17 protein-coding genes and 1 tRNA gene are annotated in these 19562 nt (G+C 65.7%); 8 read left to right on the top strand and 10 right to left on the bottom strand.

All coding sequences use genetic code 11. The features are described 5' to 3' along the window. Positions 1–8 precede the first annotated feature (8 nt). The 4 genes from AB431_RS27690 to AB431_RS27675 all read left to right on the top strand — a co-directional run bounded on the left by AB431_RS27690 (position 9) and on the right by AB431_RS27675 (position 2596). A tRNA-Ser gene (locus AB431_RS27690) sits at positions 9–99 on the top strand. Positions 100–271: 172 nt separating this feature from the next. After that, positions 272–652: a hypothetical protein gene (locus tag AB431_RS27685; protein ID WP_052960490.1), complete on the top strand. Its 381-nt coding sequence runs from the start codon at positions 272–274 to the stop codon at positions 650–652. Between the two features lie 123 nt (positions 653–775). Continuing rightward, a complete protein-coding gene (locus tag AB431_RS27680; RefSeq protein ID WP_144418389.1) occupies positions 776–1057 on the top strand; it encodes a hypothetical protein in 282 nt (93 codons plus the stop codon). A gap of 171 nt (positions 1058–1228) precedes the next feature. Next, positions 1229–2596 carry a wax ester/triacylglycerol synthase family O-acyltransferase gene (locus AB431_RS27675; RefSeq protein WP_047332646.1) on the top strand — a complete coding sequence of 456 codons (1368 nt, stop codon included), beginning with the start codon at positions 1229–1231 and terminating at the stop codon, positions 2594–2596. Between the two features lie 55 nt (positions 2597–2651). Here the strand turns inward: AB431_RS27675 and AB431_RS27670 are convergent, their stop codons facing one another. Then, positions 2652–3161, bottom strand: coding sequence for a lipoprotein LpqH (locus AB431_RS27670; protein WP_047332645.1), 510 nt, complete (start codon positions 3159–3161; stop codon positions 2652–2654). Positions 3162–3345: 184 nt separating this feature from the next. Between AB431_RS27670 and AB431_RS27665 the strand changes: the two genes are divergently transcribed. Genes AB431_RS27665 through AB431_RS27655 form a run of 3 tightly spaced genes read left to right on the top strand, consistent with a single transcriptional unit; the run spans position 3346 to position 6724 of the window. Continuing rightward, the gene (locus AB431_RS27665) at positions 3346–4257 is read left to right on the top strand and encodes a haloalkane dehalogenase (protein WP_047332644.1); all 912 of its coding nucleotides are present in this window, start codon (positions 3346–3348) and stop codon (positions 4255–4257) included. A gap of 9 nt (positions 4258–4266) precedes the next feature. Beyond that, complete coding sequence (gene tgt, locus AB431_RS27660; RefSeq protein ID WP_047332643.1) at positions 4267–5499, top strand: tRNA guanosine(34) transglycosylase Tgt; 1233 nt, start codon at positions 4267–4269, stop codon at positions 5497–5499. 4 nt (positions 5500–5503) lie between these two features. Continuing rightward, the gene (locus AB431_RS27655) at positions 5504–6724 is read left to right on the top strand and encodes a cytochrome P450 (protein WP_047332642.1); all 1221 of its coding nucleotides are present in this window, start codon (positions 5504–5506) and stop codon (positions 6722–6724) included. Between the two features lies 1 nt (position 6725). Here AB431_RS27655 and AB431_RS27650 read toward each other — a convergent pair whose 3' ends face one another. From AB431_RS27650 to AB431_RS27615, 7 genes are read right to left on the bottom strand one after another with little or no spacing between them, the layout of a single operon-like run. After that, on the bottom strand, positions 6726–8099 hold the full coding sequence (locus AB431_RS27650) for an FAD-dependent oxidoreductase (RefSeq protein ID WP_047332641.1): 1374 nt from the start codon (positions 8097–8099) through the stop codon (positions 6726–6728). 30 nt (positions 8100–8129) lie between these two features. After that, complete coding sequence (locus AB431_RS27645) at positions 8130–8906, bottom strand: amino acid ABC transporter ATP-binding protein (protein WP_047332640.1); 777 nt, start codon at positions 8904–8906, stop codon at positions 8130–8132. After that, positions 8903–10375 carry an ABC transporter permease subunit gene (locus AB431_RS30225; protein ID WP_082135824.1) on the bottom strand — a complete coding sequence of 491 codons (1473 nt, stop codon included), beginning with the start codon at positions 10373–10375 and terminating at the stop codon, positions 8903–8905. Before AB431_RS30225 ends, AB431_RS27645 begins: the two co-directional genes overlap by 4 nt. Positions 10376–10420: 45 nt before the next feature. Then, on the bottom strand, positions 10421–11305 hold the full coding sequence (gene gluQRS, locus AB431_RS27630) for a tRNA glutamyl-Q(34) synthetase GluQRS (protein ID WP_047332639.1): 885 nt from the start codon (positions 11303–11305) through the stop codon (positions 10421–10423). A 22-nt stretch (positions 11306–11327) separates the two neighbouring features. After that, entirely contained in the window at positions 11328–11696 is a 369-nt protein-coding gene (locus tag AB431_RS27625; RefSeq protein ID WP_047333859.1) for a hypothetical protein, read from the bottom strand. After that, a complete protein-coding gene (locus AB431_RS27620) occupies positions 11677–13503 on the bottom strand; it encodes an ABC transporter ATP-binding protein (RefSeq protein ID WP_082135967.1) in 1827 nt (608 codons plus the stop codon). Before AB431_RS27620 ends, AB431_RS27625 begins: the two co-directional genes overlap by 20 nt. Continuing rightward, positions 13500–16070, bottom strand: coding sequence for an ABC transporter ATP-binding protein/permease (locus AB431_RS27615; protein ID WP_047332638.1), 2571 nt, complete (start codon positions 16068–16070; stop codon positions 13500–13502). Before AB431_RS27615 ends, AB431_RS27620 begins: the two co-directional genes overlap by 4 nt. 411 nt (positions 16071–16481) lie before the next feature. Between AB431_RS27615 and bfr the strand changes: the two genes are divergently transcribed. Next, positions 16482–16970, top strand: coding sequence for a bacterioferritin (gene bfr / locus AB431_RS27610; RefSeq protein WP_047332637.1), 489 nt, complete (start codon positions 16482–16484; stop codon positions 16968–16970). 13 nt (positions 16971–16983) lie between these two features. Here bfr and AB431_RS27605 read toward each other — a convergent pair whose 3' ends face one another. Together AB431_RS27605 and AB431_RS27600 are read right to left on the bottom strand one after the other, a co-directional pair. Then, positions 16984–17757 carry a sulfite exporter TauE/SafE family protein gene (locus AB431_RS27605; protein ID WP_047332636.1) on the bottom strand — a complete coding sequence of 258 codons (774 nt, stop codon included), beginning with the start codon at positions 17755–17757 and terminating at the stop codon, positions 16984–16986. Between the two features lie 170 nt (positions 17758–17927). Next, positions 17928–19307: an MBL fold metallo-hydrolase gene (locus AB431_RS27600; protein WP_047332635.1), complete on the bottom strand. Its 1380-nt coding sequence runs from the start codon at positions 19305–19307 to the stop codon at positions 17928–17930. Between the last annotated feature and the right edge of the window lie 255 nt (positions 19308–19562).

Below are 19562 nucleotides of genomic sequence, written 5' to 3'. Positions count from 1 at the left end.
TCTTCGACGGTGGCGTGTCCGAGCGGCCTAAGGAGCACGCCTCGAAAGCGTGTGACGGGTAACCCCCGTCCGAGGGTTCAAATCCCTCCGCCACCGCCATAAACCGCCCGACCCGATCGCCCGGGTGCGGGCGGTTCTTGCGTTCGTGTCCTACGGCTTGATGCTGAGTTTGCTCAATCGCGAGCGGCGCCCCTGATGTTCAGTGAAAGTAGTGAGCATGGCGAACGATTTCCGGACCCGCGTGTTTGTCGCAGCGGCAACCGTTTTCAGTATGAGCTCGCTCCTCGCTGCGCCCGACGCCGCGGCGGACGACTCGGTGTGCACGTCGGTCGGCAAGTACTGCGGTTTCTACTCGCCCTCGCGGAACATCGGCTGCGAGATCAACACCGGCGGCCGCGTTGGTCAGGACGGCGTGTACTGCCAGACCGACGATCCACCCCAAACCGTGCAGATGGACAGCACCGGGGCGTTCCATTCGTGTGCGGGAATCAGTTGCCTCGGCAATGCGCCGGCTGACATCCCCATGCTCGGCTACGGCGAGACGATGGCGGTGGGGCAGTTCAGGTGCCTGTCCGAGGAGAGCGGTGTCACCTGCACCACCGGTGGTCGAGGGTTCACGATCTCGAGAAGCGGAATCGGCACGGCCGGCTGACCACCCTCCGAGTGGGCCTGCGGTAACGCTGTGAATCGGAGTCGCCGCATCGCGGTTTCCGGGAACCTCACTTACCCTGGCCCTTTGCAGATGTAGCACGCGAAAACCAGGGGGCTTGTGATCATGACGACCGCTTCGACCCGCACGCACCGGTTGCTCTATGCCGCAATCGGATTGGCGATCGCGGCCGCCCCGGCCGTCGCCGTGGTCGCTGCCGCCGACCCGGCACCCCGTCTGAGCGCCCAGTGTTCGGACACCGACACCGAAGACAGCTTCTCGATGAACTGCGCCCCGACGATCATCCCCGACACCAGCGATCAGCTCACCGAGGCGGAGGTGGCCGAGCCGGGATGGAATGGCGGCAACCACAGCGGCGGCGGCGGAGGCGGCGGCGGTCACCGCTGACCGAGAGCTTTGTGCGAGTCGAGCGTGCGGTGTCATCCGCGACGCGCCGCCGTGGCGGTATGTTCGCACACTCGCGGCCGCCGGCCCAGGCGCTTCTCTGCGCGCGACGACATCCGTGTGGCGGACCGATGTAATGGGCACACGGGATAGAAATCGACGCGGAGGTCATCGATGGAGCTGATTTCACCGACCGACTCGATGTTCCTGCTGGCCGAGTCCAGAGAACATCCGATGCACGTCGGCGGCTTGCAACTGTTCGAGCCACCCGACGACATGGGGCCGGAGTTTCTCGCGGATATCTACAACGACCTGCTCACTTACCAGGACGTGCAACCGACGTTTCGCAAGCATCCCGGTGCGCTGTTCGGCGGCATCGCCAACCTGACCTGGGCCTTCGACCGGGACATCGATCTCGAATATCATCTGCGCCGTTCGGCGCTGCCCCAGCCGGGTCGGGTCCGCGAACTGCTCGAGCTCACCTCGCGGCTGCACGGCAGCCTCCTCGACCGGCACCGGCCCCTGTGGGAGACCCACCTGGTCGAAGGCCTCAAAGACGGGCGGGTGGCCGTCTACTCCAAGATCCACCACTCCCTGCTCGACGGTGTCTCGGCGATGAAGCTGACCCGGCGCACGCTTTCGCCCGACCCGCAGGACGACGAGATCAGGGCACCGTGGACGATCGGGCCGCGCCCGCGCAGCAAGGAAAAGAGTGGCGGCGGGTCCCCGCTCGGCGGGCTGCGGCGCGCGGTGGGGTCGGTCGCGGGCTTGGCGCCCTCGGCGCTGACCATCGTGCGCGGAGCTCTCCTGGAGCAGCAGCTGACCCTGCCGTTCGAAGCCCCCAAGACGATGTTCAACGTCCCGATCGGTGGGGCGCGCCGGGTGGCGGCACAGTCCTGGCCGCTCAAGCGCATCATCGCGATCAAGGAGGCCGCCGCCGGCGTCACCGTGAACGACGTCATCCTGGCGATGTGCGCCGGCGCGCTGCGGGCTTACCTGATCGAGCAGGACGCGCTGCCCGACAAGCCGCTGATCGCGATGGTGCCGGTCAACCTGCGCGACGACAACGATCACTCCCAGGGCGGCAACCAGGTCGGCGCCATCCTGTGCAACCTGGCCACCGACCAGGGCGACCCGGCCAAGCGGCTCGAGGCGATCCGTGACTCGATCAGCGGCAACAAAGAGGTCTTCCTGCAGCTGCCGAAGATGCAGCAGTTGGCCCTGTCGGCGTTCAACATGGCGCCCCTGGCGCTGACCCTGCTTCCGGCGCTGGCGGCCGCGGCGGCGCCGCCGTTCAACATCGTGATCTCGAATGTGCCCGGCGCCCGCGAGCCGCTGTACTGGCACGGCGCCCGGCTGGACGGCAACTATCCGCTGTCGATCGCGCTGGACGGCCAGGCCCTCAACATCACGATGTCCAACAACGCCGACAACCTCGACTTCGGACTGGTCGGCTGCCGGCGCAGCATCCCGCATCTGCAGCGGCTGCTCACCCAACTGGAGGACTCGCTGGCCGCGCTCGAAAAGGCGGTCGGGGTCTAGTCAAACGAAAGCGGCGGCGACCCCTCGGGGCGCCGCCGCTTCGTCCGGCCTGCCGCTACGGGCAGGTGACCTGAATTTCGAAGGGCTTGGTCACCGGCTGCATCGGGTTGGCCATATCAACGCCCGTCGCAGTTCCGCTGATCTTGTAGGTGTTGCCGTCCTTGGAGGCCGTCGCGTTGGCTCCGCCGGGCACGCCCGCGGTGTAGCCCAGCGTCACCCCGTTGACGTTGCCGAGGCCGACGGACTGCACCGACGAGGCATCCGCGGACAGCACGGCCGCGATACCCGTCGTCGCCTCGCCGATCGCGATGTTGAGGTTGCCACCGGCCGTCGCGCAGACAACCTGACCGTTGATGTTCTGCGGCTGACCGTCAATCGTCACCTTGGCGGTGCTGGCACCGGCGGTCGCGCTGGGGGCCCCTGCTGCGCTCGACGTTGCGGAAGCGGACGAACTGGCTTTCGCGCTCGTCGTCGACGTCGACTTGTTGTCGTCCTTCGAACAACCAGACAGTCCGGCCACCAAGACCGCGGCGCCGGCAACGGTCACCACTAATCCACGCTTCACCGATTTCTCCTTATGTAGGGGTGACCCGTCGACAGTGACGGATCGTCCAGGAAATTATGGTTCGCCATTTCCCGCCGGTGGCAGGAATGGCCGAAAAATTCGTCTGCCAGTCAAGCGACGGAAATTTTCACCGGCATCGGGGCAAATCCCGACCGGCACAGGCAAAGTCGGTATCTTCACGGGCATGCAGACGTTGCGAACCCCCGACGAGCGATTCGCGGAGATCCCGAATTTCCCTTATCCGCCGCGTTATTGCGATCTCGACGATGACGAGGGTGGACGCCTCAGAGTGGCTTGGGTCGATGAAGGACCCAGGCATGCCGACCCGATTCTGTTGCTGCATGGCGAACCAACGTGGTCGTTTCTGTCCCGCAAGATGATTCCTGCGCTCGCCGCCGCCGGCCATCGGGTCATCTGCCCGGATCTGGTGGGTTTCGGACGCTCCGACAAGCCCACCCGTCGTGAAGACCACACCTACGCCCGCCACGTCGAGTGGATGCGGGCGCTGGCGTTCGACGTTCTGGATCTGCAGCGAGTGACCCTGTTCGGCCAGGACTGGGGCGGGCTGATCGGGCTGCGCCTGGCTGCCGAGAATCCCGACCGGTTCGCCCGCATCGTCGTCGCCAACACGGGATTGCCGACCGGTGACTTCAACATGCCCGAGGTGTGGTGGCAGTTCCGCCGGGCCATCCAGGAGGCCCCGAGCATCGACGTGGGCCGGTTCGTCGAGTCGGGCTGCCTCCGTCCGATGGCCGACGAGGTGCGTCGGGCCTACAACGCGCCGTTCCCCGATGACAGCTTCTCCGCGGGTCCGCGCGCCATGCCGGGATTGGTGCCGACCAGCCCCGACGACCCGGCCTCCGAGGCCAACCGCCGGGCGTGGGCGACCCTGACCGCCGGCACTACGCCGATGTTGGTGGCGTTTTCCGACGGAGATCCCATCACCGGCGCGATGGCGCCGATCTTCCAGCAGATGCCGGGTGCGCAGGGCCGTGAGCACCCGACCGTTCACGGTGCCGGGCACTTCATCCAGGAAGACGCCGGCGAGGAGCTCGCCGACCACATGGTGCGGTTCCTGCAACGGGGCGCTGGTTAGATATCTGGAGTGCCGTTCTTCACCGTCGACGCCGAGCTGCCCGGGCGTCGTGGACGCACCGGGGTGATCCACACCCCACATGGCGACATCCAGACGCCGGCTTTCATCGCGGTGGGCACCAAGGCCACGGTCAAGGCGGTGCTGCCCGAGACGATGCGTGAGCTGGGGGCCCAAGCGGTCCTGGCCAACGCCTACCACCTCTACCTGCAGCCCGGCCCGGACATCGTCGACGAGGCCGGGGGCTTGAGTGCGTTCATGAACTGGCCGGGGCCGACGTTCACCGACAGCGGCGGGTTCCAGGTGCTGTCGCTGGGCGCCGGGTTCCGCAAGGTGCTCTCGATGGACGCCGACCGCGTGCAGGCCGACGACGTCATCGCTGAGGGCAAGCAGCGTCTGGCGCATGTCGACGACGACGGCGTGACGTTCATTTCGCATCTCGACGGCTCGACCCACCGGTTCACCCCCGAGGTGTCGATGCAGATCCAGCACAAGATCGGCGCCGACATCATCTTCGCTTTCGACGAGCTGACGACGTTGGTGAATACCCGTGGCTACCAAGAGGAATCGGTGACTCGCACCCACGCATGGGCGGTGCGCTGCCTGACCGAGCACCGCAGGCTGACCGCCGAACGTCCGCAGCGACCCGCGCAGGCGCTGTTCGGTGTGGTGCAGGGTGCGCAGTACGAGGACCTGCGCCGCCAGGCGTCGCGGGGTTTGGCGGGCATCGTCGACTCCGAGGGGCGCGGTTTCGACGGCTACGGGATCGGCGGCGCGCTGGAGAAGCAGAACCTGGCCACGATCGTCGGCTGGTGTGTCGATGAGCTGCCCGAGGACAAGCCTCGCCACCTTCTCGGGATCAGCGAACCCGACGACCTCTTCGCGGCCATTGCCGCCGGCGCCGACACGTTCGACTGCGTGTCGCCGTCGCGGGTGGCGCGCAATGCCGCGGTGTACTCGCCGACCGGCCGGTTCAACATCACGGGTGCGCGCTACCGACGTGATTTCACCCCGATCGACGCCGACTGCGACTGCTACACCTGCGCGAACTACACCCGGGCCTACCTGCACCACCTGTTCAAGGCCAAAGAAATTCTGTCCGCCACCCTGTGCACGATCCACAATGAGCGGTTCATCATCCGTCTGGTCGACCAGATCCGCGCCGCGATCGTGGCCGGTGAGTTCGACGAACTTCGCGAGCATGTCCTGGGTAGCTACTACCCGCATTCCACGCGTGCACAATAGGAAAATGACTGCTGCGACCCAGCCGCAAGAATTGCTGCTGAAACTGCTCGACCCCGGCAACCGGGCGAACCCCTACCCGGTCTACCGGCAGATCCGCGAGGGCGGCCCGATGCACATTCCGGAGTCGACGTTGCACGTGCTGTCCAGCTTCGCCGACTGCGACGAGGTGCTACGCCACCCCGATTCATGCAGCGACCGACTGAAGTCCACCGCCGCGCAGCGGGCCATCGAGGCCGGTGAGCAGCCCCGGCCGTTCGGCACCCCCGGCTTCCTGTTCCTCGACCCGCCCGATCACACGCGGCTGCGCAAGCTCGTCAGTAAGGCATTCTCGCCGCGAGTGGTCAAGGCGCTGGAGCCGAACATCACCTCGATGGTCGATGACCTGCTCGACAATGCCGCGCAGACAAGTGAATTCGATGCCATCGAGCAACTCGCGCATCCGCTGCCGGTGGCGGTGATCTGCCGCCTGCTCGGCGTGCCGATCGAAGATGAGGCCCAATTCAGCTCGGCCTCAACGATTCTGGCACAAGGGTTGGATCCCTTCGTAACCTTCACCGGAGAGACGCAGGGTTTCGAAGAACGTCTGAAGGCCGGAATGTGGCTCCGCGGATATTTGCGTGAGCTGCTGGAACGGCGCCGCGCGGAGCCGCGCGACGATTTGATGTCGGGCCTGATCGCGGTGGAGGAATCCGGCGACCAGCTCACCGAGGAGGAGATCGTCGCGACCTGCAACCTGTTGCTGATCGCCGGTCACGAGACAACGGTCAACCTGATCGCGAACGGGATCCTGGCGATGTTGCGGCACCGCGAGCACTGGACGGCGTTGAGCACCGACCCAGGTCTGGCTCCGAACATCATCGAGGAAACTCTGCGCTACGACCCGCCGGTGCAGCTGGCCAGCCGGGTCGCCGGTGCTGACATGGAGATCGGCGATATCCGAATCCCCAAGGGCGACATCATGATGATTCTGCTGGCTGCCGCGCACCGCGATCCGGCGGTCGCCGAGCGGCCCGATGAGTTCGACCCGACCCGCAACCCGATTCGCCATCTGGCGTTCGGGCACGGACCGCACTTCTGCCTCGGTGCGCCGCTGGCGCGGATGGAGGCCGCGGTGGCATTGTCCGCGGTGACCAAACGCTTCCCGGATGCGCAGCTGGCCGCCGAGCCGACCTACAAGCCCCACGTCACGCTGCGCGGTATGGCGCGCCTCGAGGTTGCCGTCTGAGTTACCCGGCCAGCGAGGCGACCACCTCGTGAGCGGCGCGCTCGCCCGCGTCTACCGCCCCCTCCATGTAGGCGCTCCAATGCGTCGCGGTATCGGTTGACGCCCAGTGGATCACGCCGATCGGCGCCGACAGGGCCGGACCGTACGCCGTCCAGACATGCGGGCCGAGGTTGGCGTTGTAGCAGCCGCGGGTCCACTGCCGATCCGACCATTCACCGTCGACATAGAACTCGGGATGGGCCGCCCTGCTGCCGTAGTGACGCACCAGTTCGTCAGTGAGCGCGGCGCGGCGCTGCTCTTCGGGCAGTCGTCCGAAGGTGCGGGCCTGGTCACCCTCCAGGAACATCAGGATCACCCCATGGTCATCCCCTGGAATGCAGGTGTCATTCGACATCCGGGCCGGGCCGACATCGGATATCAGTTGACCGTTGAATCCGTCTGTGCGCCAGAAGGGTTCGTCATAGACGAAGAACGCCTTCATGGCGGACCCGTTGGGTAGCCGCTGCGTGAGCTGATCGCGCACCCCGGGCAGGGGCGGGTCGTACATGATGCGGCCGGCGAGCGTCGGTGAGATCGCCACGATCACCCGGCGGCCCCGCGCGACCAGTCCGCCGCGGCAGTGCACGCTGACACTGTCAGTGGAGTGCTCGATCAGCTGAACGGGCGCCTTCAGCACGATGCGGTCGGCGATCAGCGCGGCGAGTCGGCGCGGGATCTCGCTGGTGCCGCCGACGAACCGGGTGGTCTGGGCGCCCCCTTCGGATTCGGCGAACAGCTCGGAGGTCACCCCGCAGGTCTGGATGGTGAACAGCAGATGCAGGAACGACACTTCGGCGGTGGGCACTGCCAGGATGCCGACGGTGCAGATCTCTACCAGCGTGCGCGCCACCAATGACAACCCCTGCGCGTCGTACCACGCACCCGCGGTGATGGAGTCCCAGTCGGCGGCATGGGCTGCCAACCACGGCGCCTCGACCGGCACTTCGGTGGCCAGCTCGTCCAGCCGGCGCAGAACCCTGTCCAGCTCGGCCAGCTCATCGGCGAATCGGACGTGGAATTCGTTCTCGCGCAATACCCCCGCACCGACGAGGTCGTAGGACGTCTCGCCGTCCTCGAACTGTGGGTAGGTCTCGACGCCGAGCTCGGCGGCGAGGGCGAACATCCGCTCGTGGGTGTCACCGATCCACTGCGCGCCCAGTTCGACGGGCAGGCCCGGCATGACCTCCTCGGTGAGGATGCGGCCACCCACGCGTTCGTCGGCCTCCAGCACCACCGGCGTCAGGCCGGCCGACAACACGGTCCGGGCCGCGATCATTCCGGAGAGTCCCGCCCCGACGATGACGACGTCGGCGTCGACCTGCTTCTGGTTCGGCATCTCGACACTGTGGCACAGAGCTCGGTCCGGTTACAGCGGATTGAGCACCCGCTCCAGGAACTGGCGCGTGCGTGCCTCTTTGGGGTTGCCGAGCACGTCCTCGGGACGCCCCTGCTCGAGGATGACGCCACCGTCGGTGAACAGCACCTGATTGGAAACCTGTCTGGCGAATTGGATTTCGTGGGTGACAATCACCAGCGTCCACCCCTCGACAGCGAGGTCTTTGATCACCGAGAGCACCTCGCCGACCAGTTCGGGATCCAGCGCCGAGGTCGGCTCATCGAACAACACCAGCTTGGGCTTGAGTGCCAGGGCTCTGGCGATACCGACCCGCTGCTGCTGCCCGCCGGAAAGCTGGTACGGATACTGATCCTTCTTTTCGGCAAGCCCGACCTGCTCGAGAAGCGTGATTGCCTCCGCGACCGCTTCTTCCCGGGGCCGCTTCTGCACGATCACCGGGCCTTCGATGATGTTCTGCAGCACCGTCTTATGCGGAAACAAGTTGTGTCCCTGGAACACGAAGCCGCTTCGCGACTGGAATCGGCGGATCTCGGGTTTGGGCGTCGGCGTCGAGAAGTCTATTTCGATGTCGTCGACCCGGATCACACCGGCATCGGCGCGGTCGAGCGCGTTGAGCGTGCGCAACAGCGTCGTCTTGCCCGACCCGGACGGTCCGATGATCGCGGTCGCCGTACCCCGCTCCACTTTGAAGGACACGCCCTTGAGCACCTTGTTGTCGCCGAACGCCTTCTCGACGCCGTCGGCAACGACGCGGTATTCGGGCTCGCCGCTGGTGGTGTCAGTCATCGCGCCACGTACCTTTCCAGTCGGTGTTCAAGGCGGCTCTGGCCGAACGACAGCACCAGGCAGATGATCCAGTAGTACGCGGCGGCCGTGCCGTACAGCGCGAAGAACTCGAAGGTCGGTGCGGCGGCCACCTGCGCGGTGCGCAGCAGTTCTGTCACCAGGATGGTCGACGCCAGCGAGGTGTCCTTGACCAGTGAGATCAGTGTGTTCGACAGGGGCGGGACCGCAACTCGGGCCGCCTGCGGAAGGATTATTCGCCGCAGCGCACCGGCGTAGTGATAGCCGATGGTCTCGGCGGCCTCCCATTGCCCGACGGGGATGCTCTGGATGGCCGAGCGGATGATCTCCGCGGCGTAGCCGCCGACGTTGAGGCTGAACGCGATCACCGCGGCCAGGAACGGCTCGAGTTTGACCCCGATCTGCGGCAGGGCGAAAAAGATGATGAACAACTGCACCAGCAGCGGGGTGCCGCGGATCACCGAGATGTAGAACCGGGAAATGTTCGACACCACCGGGTTTTTGGACAGTCGGCCCAGCGCCACCACGAGGGCGATCACCAGACCGATGGCGAAGCTGATCAGGGTCAGTGGGATGGTCACCGTGATCGCCGCCTTGGCCAATGGCCACAGGTTGTCGGCGATCAGTTTCCACACCGAACGGTGGCCGGCGTCGGCCCCGCCGGCGGCCGGCGCCCCGGTGGCGTTGGCCTTCAGATATTTCTGCGAGATCGTCGCCAGCGTGCCGTCGGCCTTGAGCTCGTCGATCGCCTTGTTCAGATCCGGTAGCAGGCCGCTGTTCTTGCGAGCCGCAAATCCTTGCTCGCTCTTCTCGCCGATCGTGGCGCCGATCTTGACCGTCTGATTGTCGGTCTCGGCTTGGTAAGCATGGAAGGCGATGCTGTCGTTGACGACGGCGTCGACCCGGCCCTGGCCGAGCAGGGTGATCGCCTGAGTGAAGCCCTCCACCGGCGCGACCGTCGCACCTGCGTCGCGAGAGATCTGGGCCCAGTTGCTGGTGATGGTGGCACCGACCGTTTTCCCCTTGAGGTCATTGAGCGACTTGATCGAGTCGTCGTCCGCTCGGGTGATGATGACGCCTTCACCCACCGAATACGGCTCGGACAGGTCGTATTTGCTCTGACGCTCAGGGCTGATGGTGACCTCGTTGGCCACCACGTCGAACCGGTTGGCTTCGAGCGCGGCGAAGATGGAATCCCATGGCGTCTGGATGAACTCGACCTTCTTGCCGAGTTTCTGACCGACCGCATCGGCGACGTCAACGTCGTATCCGGCGAGCTGCCCGGTCGCGGGATCCTGGAAACTGAACGGCGCGTAGGTGCCCTCGGTGCCGACCCGCAGCACACCGGAGGACAGCGGGCCGCCACTGTCGGGCTTCGAACCGCAGCCGCCGAGGAGCACTGCGGCGACCGTCACGATCGTCAGCAGAGCTGCGTGTGGGAAATGACGCATTCGGCGGACAGTAATGCTGTGGGAGATGCCCGCCAAGCTTTGCGATCAAACCGGTTGATAAATCCAGGGTTCGCGGGGCATCCGGGCCGGGTCGAACTGGCGCAGCAGCGCTGCCATGTCCGGCGACGGCCAGCCCAGCGACTCCGTGATCAATGCGAACGCCCGGGGAGCGCCGAGTTCGGCCAGCGCGACGGCGCCGTCGCGTTTGGCCAGCCGCTTGCCTTCCGTGTTGAGTACCAGCGGCACGTGGGCGTACACCGGCTGCGGATGGCCGAGCAGTTCGGCCAGGTACGCCTGGCGTGGCGAGGACGCCAACAGATCGTCACCGCGGACGACCTGATCGATGCCGGACAGCGCATCGTCGACAACGACGGCCAGGTTGTAGGCGGGCACACCATCGCCGCGGCGCAGCACGAAGTCGTCGACCACCCCGGTGTAGGTGCCATGCACAAGGTCGGTGACGGCGTACTCAGTGGCGTCCGCGCGCAGCCGCAGCGCGGGCGGCCGTCCGGTCTGGCGTTTGGCGGTCCGCTCGGCGTCATTCAGCGTCCGGCAGGTGCCGGGATAGGCCCCTTCCGGGGCATGAGGTGCCCGCGGTGCGCTGAGGATATCTCTTCTGCTGCAGTAGCATTCGTAAACCAGTCCGCGTGCGGCCAGCCCGTCGATCACTGCGTCGTAACGCCGGCGCTGACGAGACTGCCATTGCGGTTCGTCGTCCCACGTGACACCGATCGCGGCGAGATCGTCGAGCTGATGCAGCGCGACATCATCGTGCGTGCGGTCGTCGAGGTCTTCGACCCGCATCAGGAAGCGACGACCCGTCGAGCGGGCAAACAGCCACGCCAGCACTGCGGTGCGCAGGTTGCCGATGTGCAGGTCGGCGGACGGGCTGGGCGCGAACCGGCCTGCGCCCGGGGTTGGGCGGGTCACGCCCGCAATCTAGCTCACCGGGTCAGTCCCGCTCCCACGGCGCGGTTTCGTCCATCTTCGCGTAGTACTTGGCCAGATGGCTCTTGACCCGGTCGATGTCCTTGCTGGGCAGATCGATACCGCCGCGAGACCCCTGCATGATCGCCGCGGCCGCCATGACCCCGCGCGGCACGGCCGCGAGTTTCCCGTCGATCACGTCGGCGATCAACAGCTTGTAGGCGGTGAAGTTGTCCTTGTTGTCGCTGTCGTACCAGACGTGGGCGTCGCGGTACTTCTCGTTCGGCCCGTCTTCGGCATCGGCCCATCTGCGTACCCGCTTCTCGGCCGCGTCGCCGTCCCATTTGCGGTCGCGGTCGGTCAGCGGAAGGTCCTTAAAGGCTGTCACTGACATACTCTGGGCGTGCCCCCGACGCGCTCTCGGTAAACGATGTTCGGGGGCTCGGCTGCGGACTGGCCGGTCCGTGTGCGGCGATCTGCCATCCGATGCTGTCTTCCAGCTTTCGCCAGAACTCGGCGAAACGCCCACCGAGCGAGGTGAGTTCGTCGATGCTGCCGCGTTCTGCCACCACACCGCCGTCGATGAACAGAACCTGATCGGCGTGGCGGATCGCGTCGGGCCGGTGAGCGACGATGACGCGGGTGCGTGGTTGCGGGTCGTCATTGATGGCCTGGGTGATGGCCGCCTCGTTCTCGGTGTCCAGCGCGCTGGTGGCTTCGTCGATCAGCAGCACACCCGCCGGTTTGGCCAACGCCCGCGCAATGCTGACGCGTTGTCGTTCGCCGCCGGACAGTGCGGTCCCGGCCTCACCGACCTTCGACTGTGCGCCGCCGGGGAGGCGTTCGATGATCTCGTCGACGCGGGCCAGGGTCATCGCGCGGCGGATGGTCTCGTCGTCGGCTTCGGGGTACCCGACCCGGATGTTGTCCCAGATCGTCCCGTCGAACAGGTAGGGCTGCTGGAACACCACACTGACCAACGCGCGTCGCGCGTCGGAATCGATGTCGGCGGCATCAATGCCGTCGATGACGACCTGTCCGCGCTCGGGCGCAAGCAACCCGGCGACCAGCGACAGGATCGTGGTCTTACCGGAGCCGGACGGACCGACGATCGCGGTGGTGGTGCCGGGCTCGAGGGTGAACGAGAGGTCCTTGAGCACCTCGGTGCCCTGGTAACCGAAGCCCACGGAGCGAAGTTCGATTCGGGGCGCCGATGATTCACCTGACGGCAGCACGCCGCGCCGCGGCTGCTCGGCCAGCGGTGCGGCGGTCACGGTTTTGAGCCGGTCCAGCAGGCCGCGCGAGGACTCGACCGCGCCGGACAGGTCGGCCAGCACGGTGAACGGCTCCAGGAATCGCACCATCACGATCGCCAGTGCCACCGCCTCAGGCCCGCCGAGCTGGCCGCGCAACGTCAGCGTCGTGATCGTGCCCGCCAGCAGGATGAGGGCGATCTGGCTTGCCACGCTGAACAAGAGCTGGCCCGGGATCTGAAACAGCAACAGCCGCAGCGTCGCCCCACGTACCGCGGTGATCGCCTCCCCGGTTTGGCTCCGCGCTGCCGTGACGCGGCGACTGGCGCGCAACGCCTGCTGGGTGCGGGCGAACTCCACCAGGCGTTCGGTGAGGCTGCTGTGGGCGTCGGCGTCTGCGGCGTCGGCGGTACGGATCAGCCGCTGGCTCGCGGCAAGGGCGCCGAGCAAGAACGGCAGCGCGATCACCGCGGCCACGCCGACCTGCCAGGAAACGGAGAACAACCCGATGGTGATCGCGGCAGGCAGCAGCAGCCCACCGATGAACGGGCTCAACAGATTTGCGACGAGACCGACAAGTTGCGGTGCGCTGGCCGCGATGGCCTGCCGCGCCACCGCGGTGTTGTCGGCGGTGAACCAGTGCAGCGGAACATCGGTGAGCCGGTTGGCCATGGTGTGTTGAGTGGTGTCCGCCAGTGTGAAGCCGATGCCGAAGGCCACACGGGCCACGACCATGTCGATGACCCAACCGCCGATCGTGACCGCGGTGAGGACGCCGACCCAGGGCCAGGCATCCGATGGGTGCGGGCCGAACAAAGCGACGAGCAGCGGCACCAGCACCAGCGCGCTTGCAGCCCGCAGAAGCACCGAAACCAACGTCAGCACAATGTAACTGGTGAGTCGCCCACGGTCCTCGTCGGGAATCAACCTGATCAGAGTGCGAATCATCGGACGCCTTCGCCGGTCAGGGCGCGGGTAGGCGCCGTTGCGCCGGCCGGCCGGCTGTTCCACAGGCGGTGGTAGCGGCCGTCGATGGCGAGCAGCTCCCGATGGGTGCCGATCTCGGCGATACGGCCGTGGTCCAGCACCACGATCTGGTCGGCTTCGGTGATGGTATGCACCCGGTGGGCGATCACCAACACCGTGCGATTCTGAATCAGCGAGCTCAACGCCTGCTGCACACAATATTCCGATTCAGGATCCGCGAAGGCCGTGGCCTCGTCGAGGATCAGCACCGGGGTGTCGGCGAGCAGTGCGCGGGCGATGGTGAGGCGCTGCTTCTCGCCCCCCGACAGCTGGCTGTCGGCGCCGATGACAGTGTCGTATCCGTCGGGCAGCCGCAGAATCCGTTCGTGGATCTGCGCGTTGCGGGCGGCGCGCTCGATCTCGTCGATGCCGGCTTCCGGCCTGGCGAGTGCGATGTTGTCGCCAATGGTGCCTGCCACCAGCTGAATATCCTGGAATACGAATCCGACTCGGGTATAGAGCTCGTCTGGGGTCATCGTGCGGATATCGCGGCCGTCGATGCGGATCGCGCCGGCGTCGACGTCGTGGAAGCGCGCCAGCAGCGCCGCCAGGGTTGACTTGCCAGAACCGGATGGCCCCACCAGAGCCGTCACCGTCCCGGCGCTCAACGCCATTGTCACGTCGCGGATGACGGGCACACCCGCGCGGTAGCCGAAGCTGACGGCGTCGAAGGTCACGCTCGCCGGTGTCGCAGATGGCGGCGCATCCGCGCTCCGGGTGTCCAGCTCGGTTTCGTCGAGCGTTACCGCAATGCGCTGTGCAGCCTGCGTACCTTCCCGGATGCCGCCCAGCCCGTAGGCGATGCCCAGTAGCCGGCTGCCGAAGGTGGTGCCCAGCACCAGGAACGGCAGCAGCGCTGCGGGCGTCGTCGCGCCGGCAGCCACGAACGCGGTGCCGGCGGTGACGATCAGCCACAGGAACGTGCTGGGCCGGGTCACCAGATCCATGAAGGTCTTCTTGCCGATGAACGGCCGTTGCCAGTCGTTGAGGAACGCGATGTAGTCGTCCAGACGTCGGCGAAAGGACGAGGCCGCCGCGCCTCCGAAAACCCGAATCACCGGCTGACCCTCGAGGAATGCCGCCGACTCGCCGTTCATCCGCTCGGCCCAGCGCGAGGCCTCGGCGATCTTCGGCCCGCTCTGATACACCATGGTCCAGGTGGTGAGGATATAGACGAGGATCGGCAGGAACAGGATCAGCGCCATGCCCCAGTCGACGGCGAACAGATAGATCAACACTGCGATCGGCGCGACGACCGCCGCGACCGCATCGCACACCGCGTGCGTCACGAGGTAGTGCAGCGACAACGTGTCGTCCTGGATCAGCTTCTTCACCGCTCCCGATCCGCGATCGCTGAACCAGCCCAGGGGTATTCGGGCCAGCTTGTCCAACAGCCGACGACGGACTTCGGCGCTGAACCGCATGTCGACCACGTGCAACCACAGCACCAGAACTGCGCCCAGCGTGGTGCCGGCGGTCAGTAGCACCACGAACGCGGTCACGGTGTTCCACACCTGGGATCGGTCGGCGCCGCTGAGCAACTGTTGAGCGAGTTCGATGAGCAACACAAATGGCGCAAGCTGCAGCAGGGTGAGCAGTGCCTGCAAAACACCGGCGGCCATCACCCGGGACTTGACCGGTGCCAGAAAGTCTTTGCCCGCCTGGGAACGCCACTTGCCTTTGGCGGCGCCCGGCTGCGGTAGCGCGGGTGCGGGAATCTGCGGGACAGGTGTCGTTGTGGCGTCGTCGCGGGTTCTGCCCATCTCCCGGCCCTGGGTCCAGTACGCCTGGGCCTTCACCTCGGTCTTGGGGAACCCGAAGTCCTCCTTGAGGCGCTTGCGGAGGTGCTTGAGAGCGCCCGCCTCGGTACCAGCCCACACGGTCCAGTTCGACCAGTCCCGGTCCTCGATGGCCGCAGCCAGCGAGGTGTCGTCGGTCCTCGTCACCCAGTGCAGTCGCCGCCGCGGGTGTGGGGTGAGCGGGATGAGTGTGTCTGATTCGCAATGGAGTTCGAGGTAGACCTCGACGTCGAGATCGGGTGGCAGCACCGCCATGATGGAGTTGATCGCCGGGATGGACGCGGAGTCACCGATGAGCAGGAAGCCCGCCGGCAGGTCGTCGGGCACCGCGAAGGGCGACGAACCCAACGACACCACCGGGATGGTCATGCCCGGGTGCGCGGTCGAGGCCCACGCCGAGGCTGGGCCGGCCGGCTCGTGCAGCACGACGTCGATCGCGAAGCGGCCGGCCTCGGGCTCGGCCCAGGCGAGTGTGTACGCACGTTGGAATTCGGTGCTTCCGCGGTCCGGATCGGGAAACCAGAACCGCAGCCAGGTTGTCGGTCCGGCGTCGACGTCATCGAAGAGGGTGGGGGAAGACATCGTGATCCGGACGCAGTGCGGGGCGACGTCCTCGGTCCGTTCCACGGTCGCGGGATGGTCGCGCCCCCCGAACCGGCGCAACATGGCGCCCTGGAAACCTCGTCCCATCACGGTGTCCTCTTGTCGGATCGACGGTAGTTAGCTGACCCTAACCTAACTAACCGAGGGTTCGCATGGTCACCTCGATCCACGGGCGTCCGGCGCAGCGGGCCACCGGTGTGCAATCAATAGTGAGGTCAGCAGAAATAACTGAGTTGTCCGACGGGCCGGGCCAGCCGCCTATTCAGCGGAATACCAAGCCGAGACCATCCGTATCGGAATCAAACACAGCCAAGCCTCAACTACCTTGCCGCCCCGGCTTGATTGTGCCAATGTTCAAGCGCGACAACACCGATCCAGCCCAGAAGCGGGATGGGCTCGGTGATTCTGTACTAGGTTCACTGAAAGCGGTAGTGAGTAGAACCGGCGCAATTCTGCAGTATGCGAATTGCGGCGCCACTGCGATGACAGGAGAAATTCATGCAAGGCGACAGCGAGATTCTCACGCTCCTGAATCAGCAGCTGACCTCGGAACTGACCGCCATCAATCAGTACTTCCTGCACTCGAAGATGCAGGACAACTGGGGCTTCACGGAGCTGGCCAAGCACACAAGGGACGAGTCGTTCGACGAGATGCGCCATGCCGAGCGCGTGACCGATCGGATCCTGATCCTCGACGGGCTCCCCAACTACCAGCGGATCGGCACCCTGAACATCGGTCAGACGATCCGCGAACAGTTCGAGAGTGACTTGGCGCTCGAGTACGAGGTGGTCAACCGGTTGAAGCCGGCGATCGTGTTGTGCCGTGAGAAACAGGACTCCACCACCGCCAATCTCTTCGAGGACATCGTCGCCGACGAAGAGCATCACATCGACTACCTGGAAACGCAGTTGGAGCTGATGGACAAGCTGGGTGTCGAGCTGTACTCCGCGCAGTGCGTGTCTCGCCCACCCGGTTCGCTCGACTAATCGGGCCCGCGGCTCAGCCGACGACGAACGTGTCGATCAACACGTAGCCGGCCACGGCGAGCACCAGGTAGGCAAACCAGCGCCGCAGGCGTGTGGTGTCGGTGTTGGTGCCGAAGTAGCCGGCGGCCAGCGATGCCGCCATCGCAGATCCGACGAACGCTGCGGTGACCTGCCAGTCGACGCTGATCACCTGAAGATGGGAAACAATGCCGGCCGCAGAGTTGGCGATGATGATCACCAACGAGGTGCCGATGGCGGTCGACATCTCGACACCGAGCATGACCACCAATGCCGGAATGATGAGAAACCCGCCGCCGACACCGAACAGCCCCGTGAGCAGGCCGACCAGCAGCCCGGCCCCGATCGACCGAGGTGCGCAGCGCCGCCAGTTCACTTGTCCCGCATCGATTTTGCAGGCCGTCCCGGTGGTGCCCTGATCGGCCAGCATGCGGACGCCAGCAGCCACCATGACGACCGCGAAACCGACCAGGACCAGCGGCTGAGCCAGATGACGGCTGATGGCGCTGCCGACGATCGCGGCCGGAATTCCGGCCGCGGCGAAGATCACCGCCATTCGCCAGCGGACCTGACCCGCGCGGATTTTCGGCAACACCCCGACCGCTGATGCCGAGGCGACGACGATCAGCGATATCGGAATCGCTTGTTGGACATCAAACTTCAATCCATAGATCAGCGCCGGAACGGCGAGTATGGAACCCCCGCCGCCGAGCAATCCCAGCAGCAGACCGATCAGTGCACCGAGGGAAAGACCTACTGCGACTGCCATGACGAGTTCCGGTCCCGGTTTTCGCGTTCTGCGCATTGACATCGCTGTGCTGGCAGTATGGACCGCATCACGTCTTGACTATGTCGGCCGCAGCCATCCCACGTCGTCTTGCCGCAGACTCGACACTTGACGGCATAGCACATACTCGAACTCCTCTCAGATTGCCGCGGTCACAACGTCGCGTACGCTTCGGCCCACGCGTTGTAGCCGCCCTGTAGGTCCGACACTTTCCGAATGCCGTTGGCCCGCAACAGTGAGGCCGCCACGCTGGAGCGCCAGCCGCCCGCACAATGCACCACGACCGGCTTGTCGGTGGGAACCTCATCGATCCGAAGGCGTAACTGGGCGAGCGGGATATGCATTGAGTTTGCGATCGCACCACCAGTGCGCTCACCGGGGTTGCGGATGTCGATCAGCGTTACCGCATCCTCGGCGAGCAGGTCAGCCAGCTCGGTTGCGGTGGTCCGGGCTGCGACCTGAACCAAGTCGGCAAGTTCGGCGGGGAACCGGCCGTCGCGACCCACATTCAGGTACCCGATCGAGTGGTCTGAGCCGATGCGTGCCAGCCGCAACGCGGCCTGCTGCTCCTCACCCGGATAGGTGATCAGCGCAATCTGCTCGCCCACCTCGGCCACCATGCCGCCGGTTTCGGCGAAGCGACCGTCGAACCCGACGTTGATCGACCCGCGCAGATGCCCGATGGCGAAATCCTCGACGGTGCGCGCATCGACGATCCGCACACCGGAATCGAGTGCCTCTCGAATCTGGCGTGGTGTCATCTCGGGCACTGTGCGGTCAGGCCTCAGTAAGGGGTGAACTCGTTTGTTCATCGCGGCGTCGGACGCGAAGTACGCCGGTGCGGCGGGCTGTCCTGACGTGATCAGCTCGACGAAGGCTTGTTCACTCATCGGCTGCACCGACGGATTGCTGATGCGTTGCTCGCCAATGGTCGAAATAAGTTCCGCAGAAAGATTCTTCCCGCACGACGACCCGGCCCCGTGGGCAGGCATCACCGCCACGCTGTCGGGTAGTTGGAGAAGCCTGTCGTGGATCGTGTGATACATCGCCGCGGCCAACTCGCTGGTCGTGCTGTCCCCGATGTTCACCAGGTCCGGTCGGCCGACGTCGCCGATGAACAGCGAATCGCCGGTCAGCACGGCAACGGGATCGGCCCCGGTGCGCTCGCGAATGAGCACGCTGATCGATTCCCAGGTGTGGCCCGGGGTGGACAGGATCTCGAGGTCCACCTCGCCCAGTGACAGGTGCTGCCCGTCGGCCAGCCGGCGAATCGGATAGTCGGTCTCGGCTGCCTCGCCGAAGCCGATCCACGCGCCGGTCGCATCGACCAGTTCCAGATGTCCGGAGACGAAGTCGGCGTGGAAGTGGGTGTTGATCACACCTTCGATGGACAGTCCGTACTTCTTCGCATCGGCCAAATAGTCAGTGATATCGCGGCGTGGGTCGACCACGACCGCGCGGCCGGTCGTCTCGTCACCGACCAGGTAGGACGCATGCGACAGGCATTCGATGTAGTACTGCTCCAAGATCATGGGCGTTCCTTTCGGTCCTTCTCGGCCGCCGCGGGGGCGGCCCGTCACCCATAGATACATACCCCATAGGGTATATATTCCCGAGCGTGGGCATACCTGGGTGGGTATACCGGATCCGCCCGTTACCATACCCCCAGGCGTATACTGCAGCAAGATGTCGCCGGCCCGGGAATGCTGGTGCCGTAGCGGCGGTTGTGTCGACCTGTGATACCCCCGCGGGTAATATGAACTAAGCAGCGGAATGAAGGGAAATGA

It is taken from the genome of Mycobacterium sp. EPa45, assembly GCF_001021385.1.
Taxonomy (GTDB): domain Bacteria; phylum Actinomycetota; class Actinomycetes; order Mycobacteriales; family Mycobacteriaceae; genus Mycobacterium.
The sequence above is the reverse complement of the archived record's forward strand: the minus strand, read 5'-3'. Positions and strand labels throughout refer to the sequence as shown.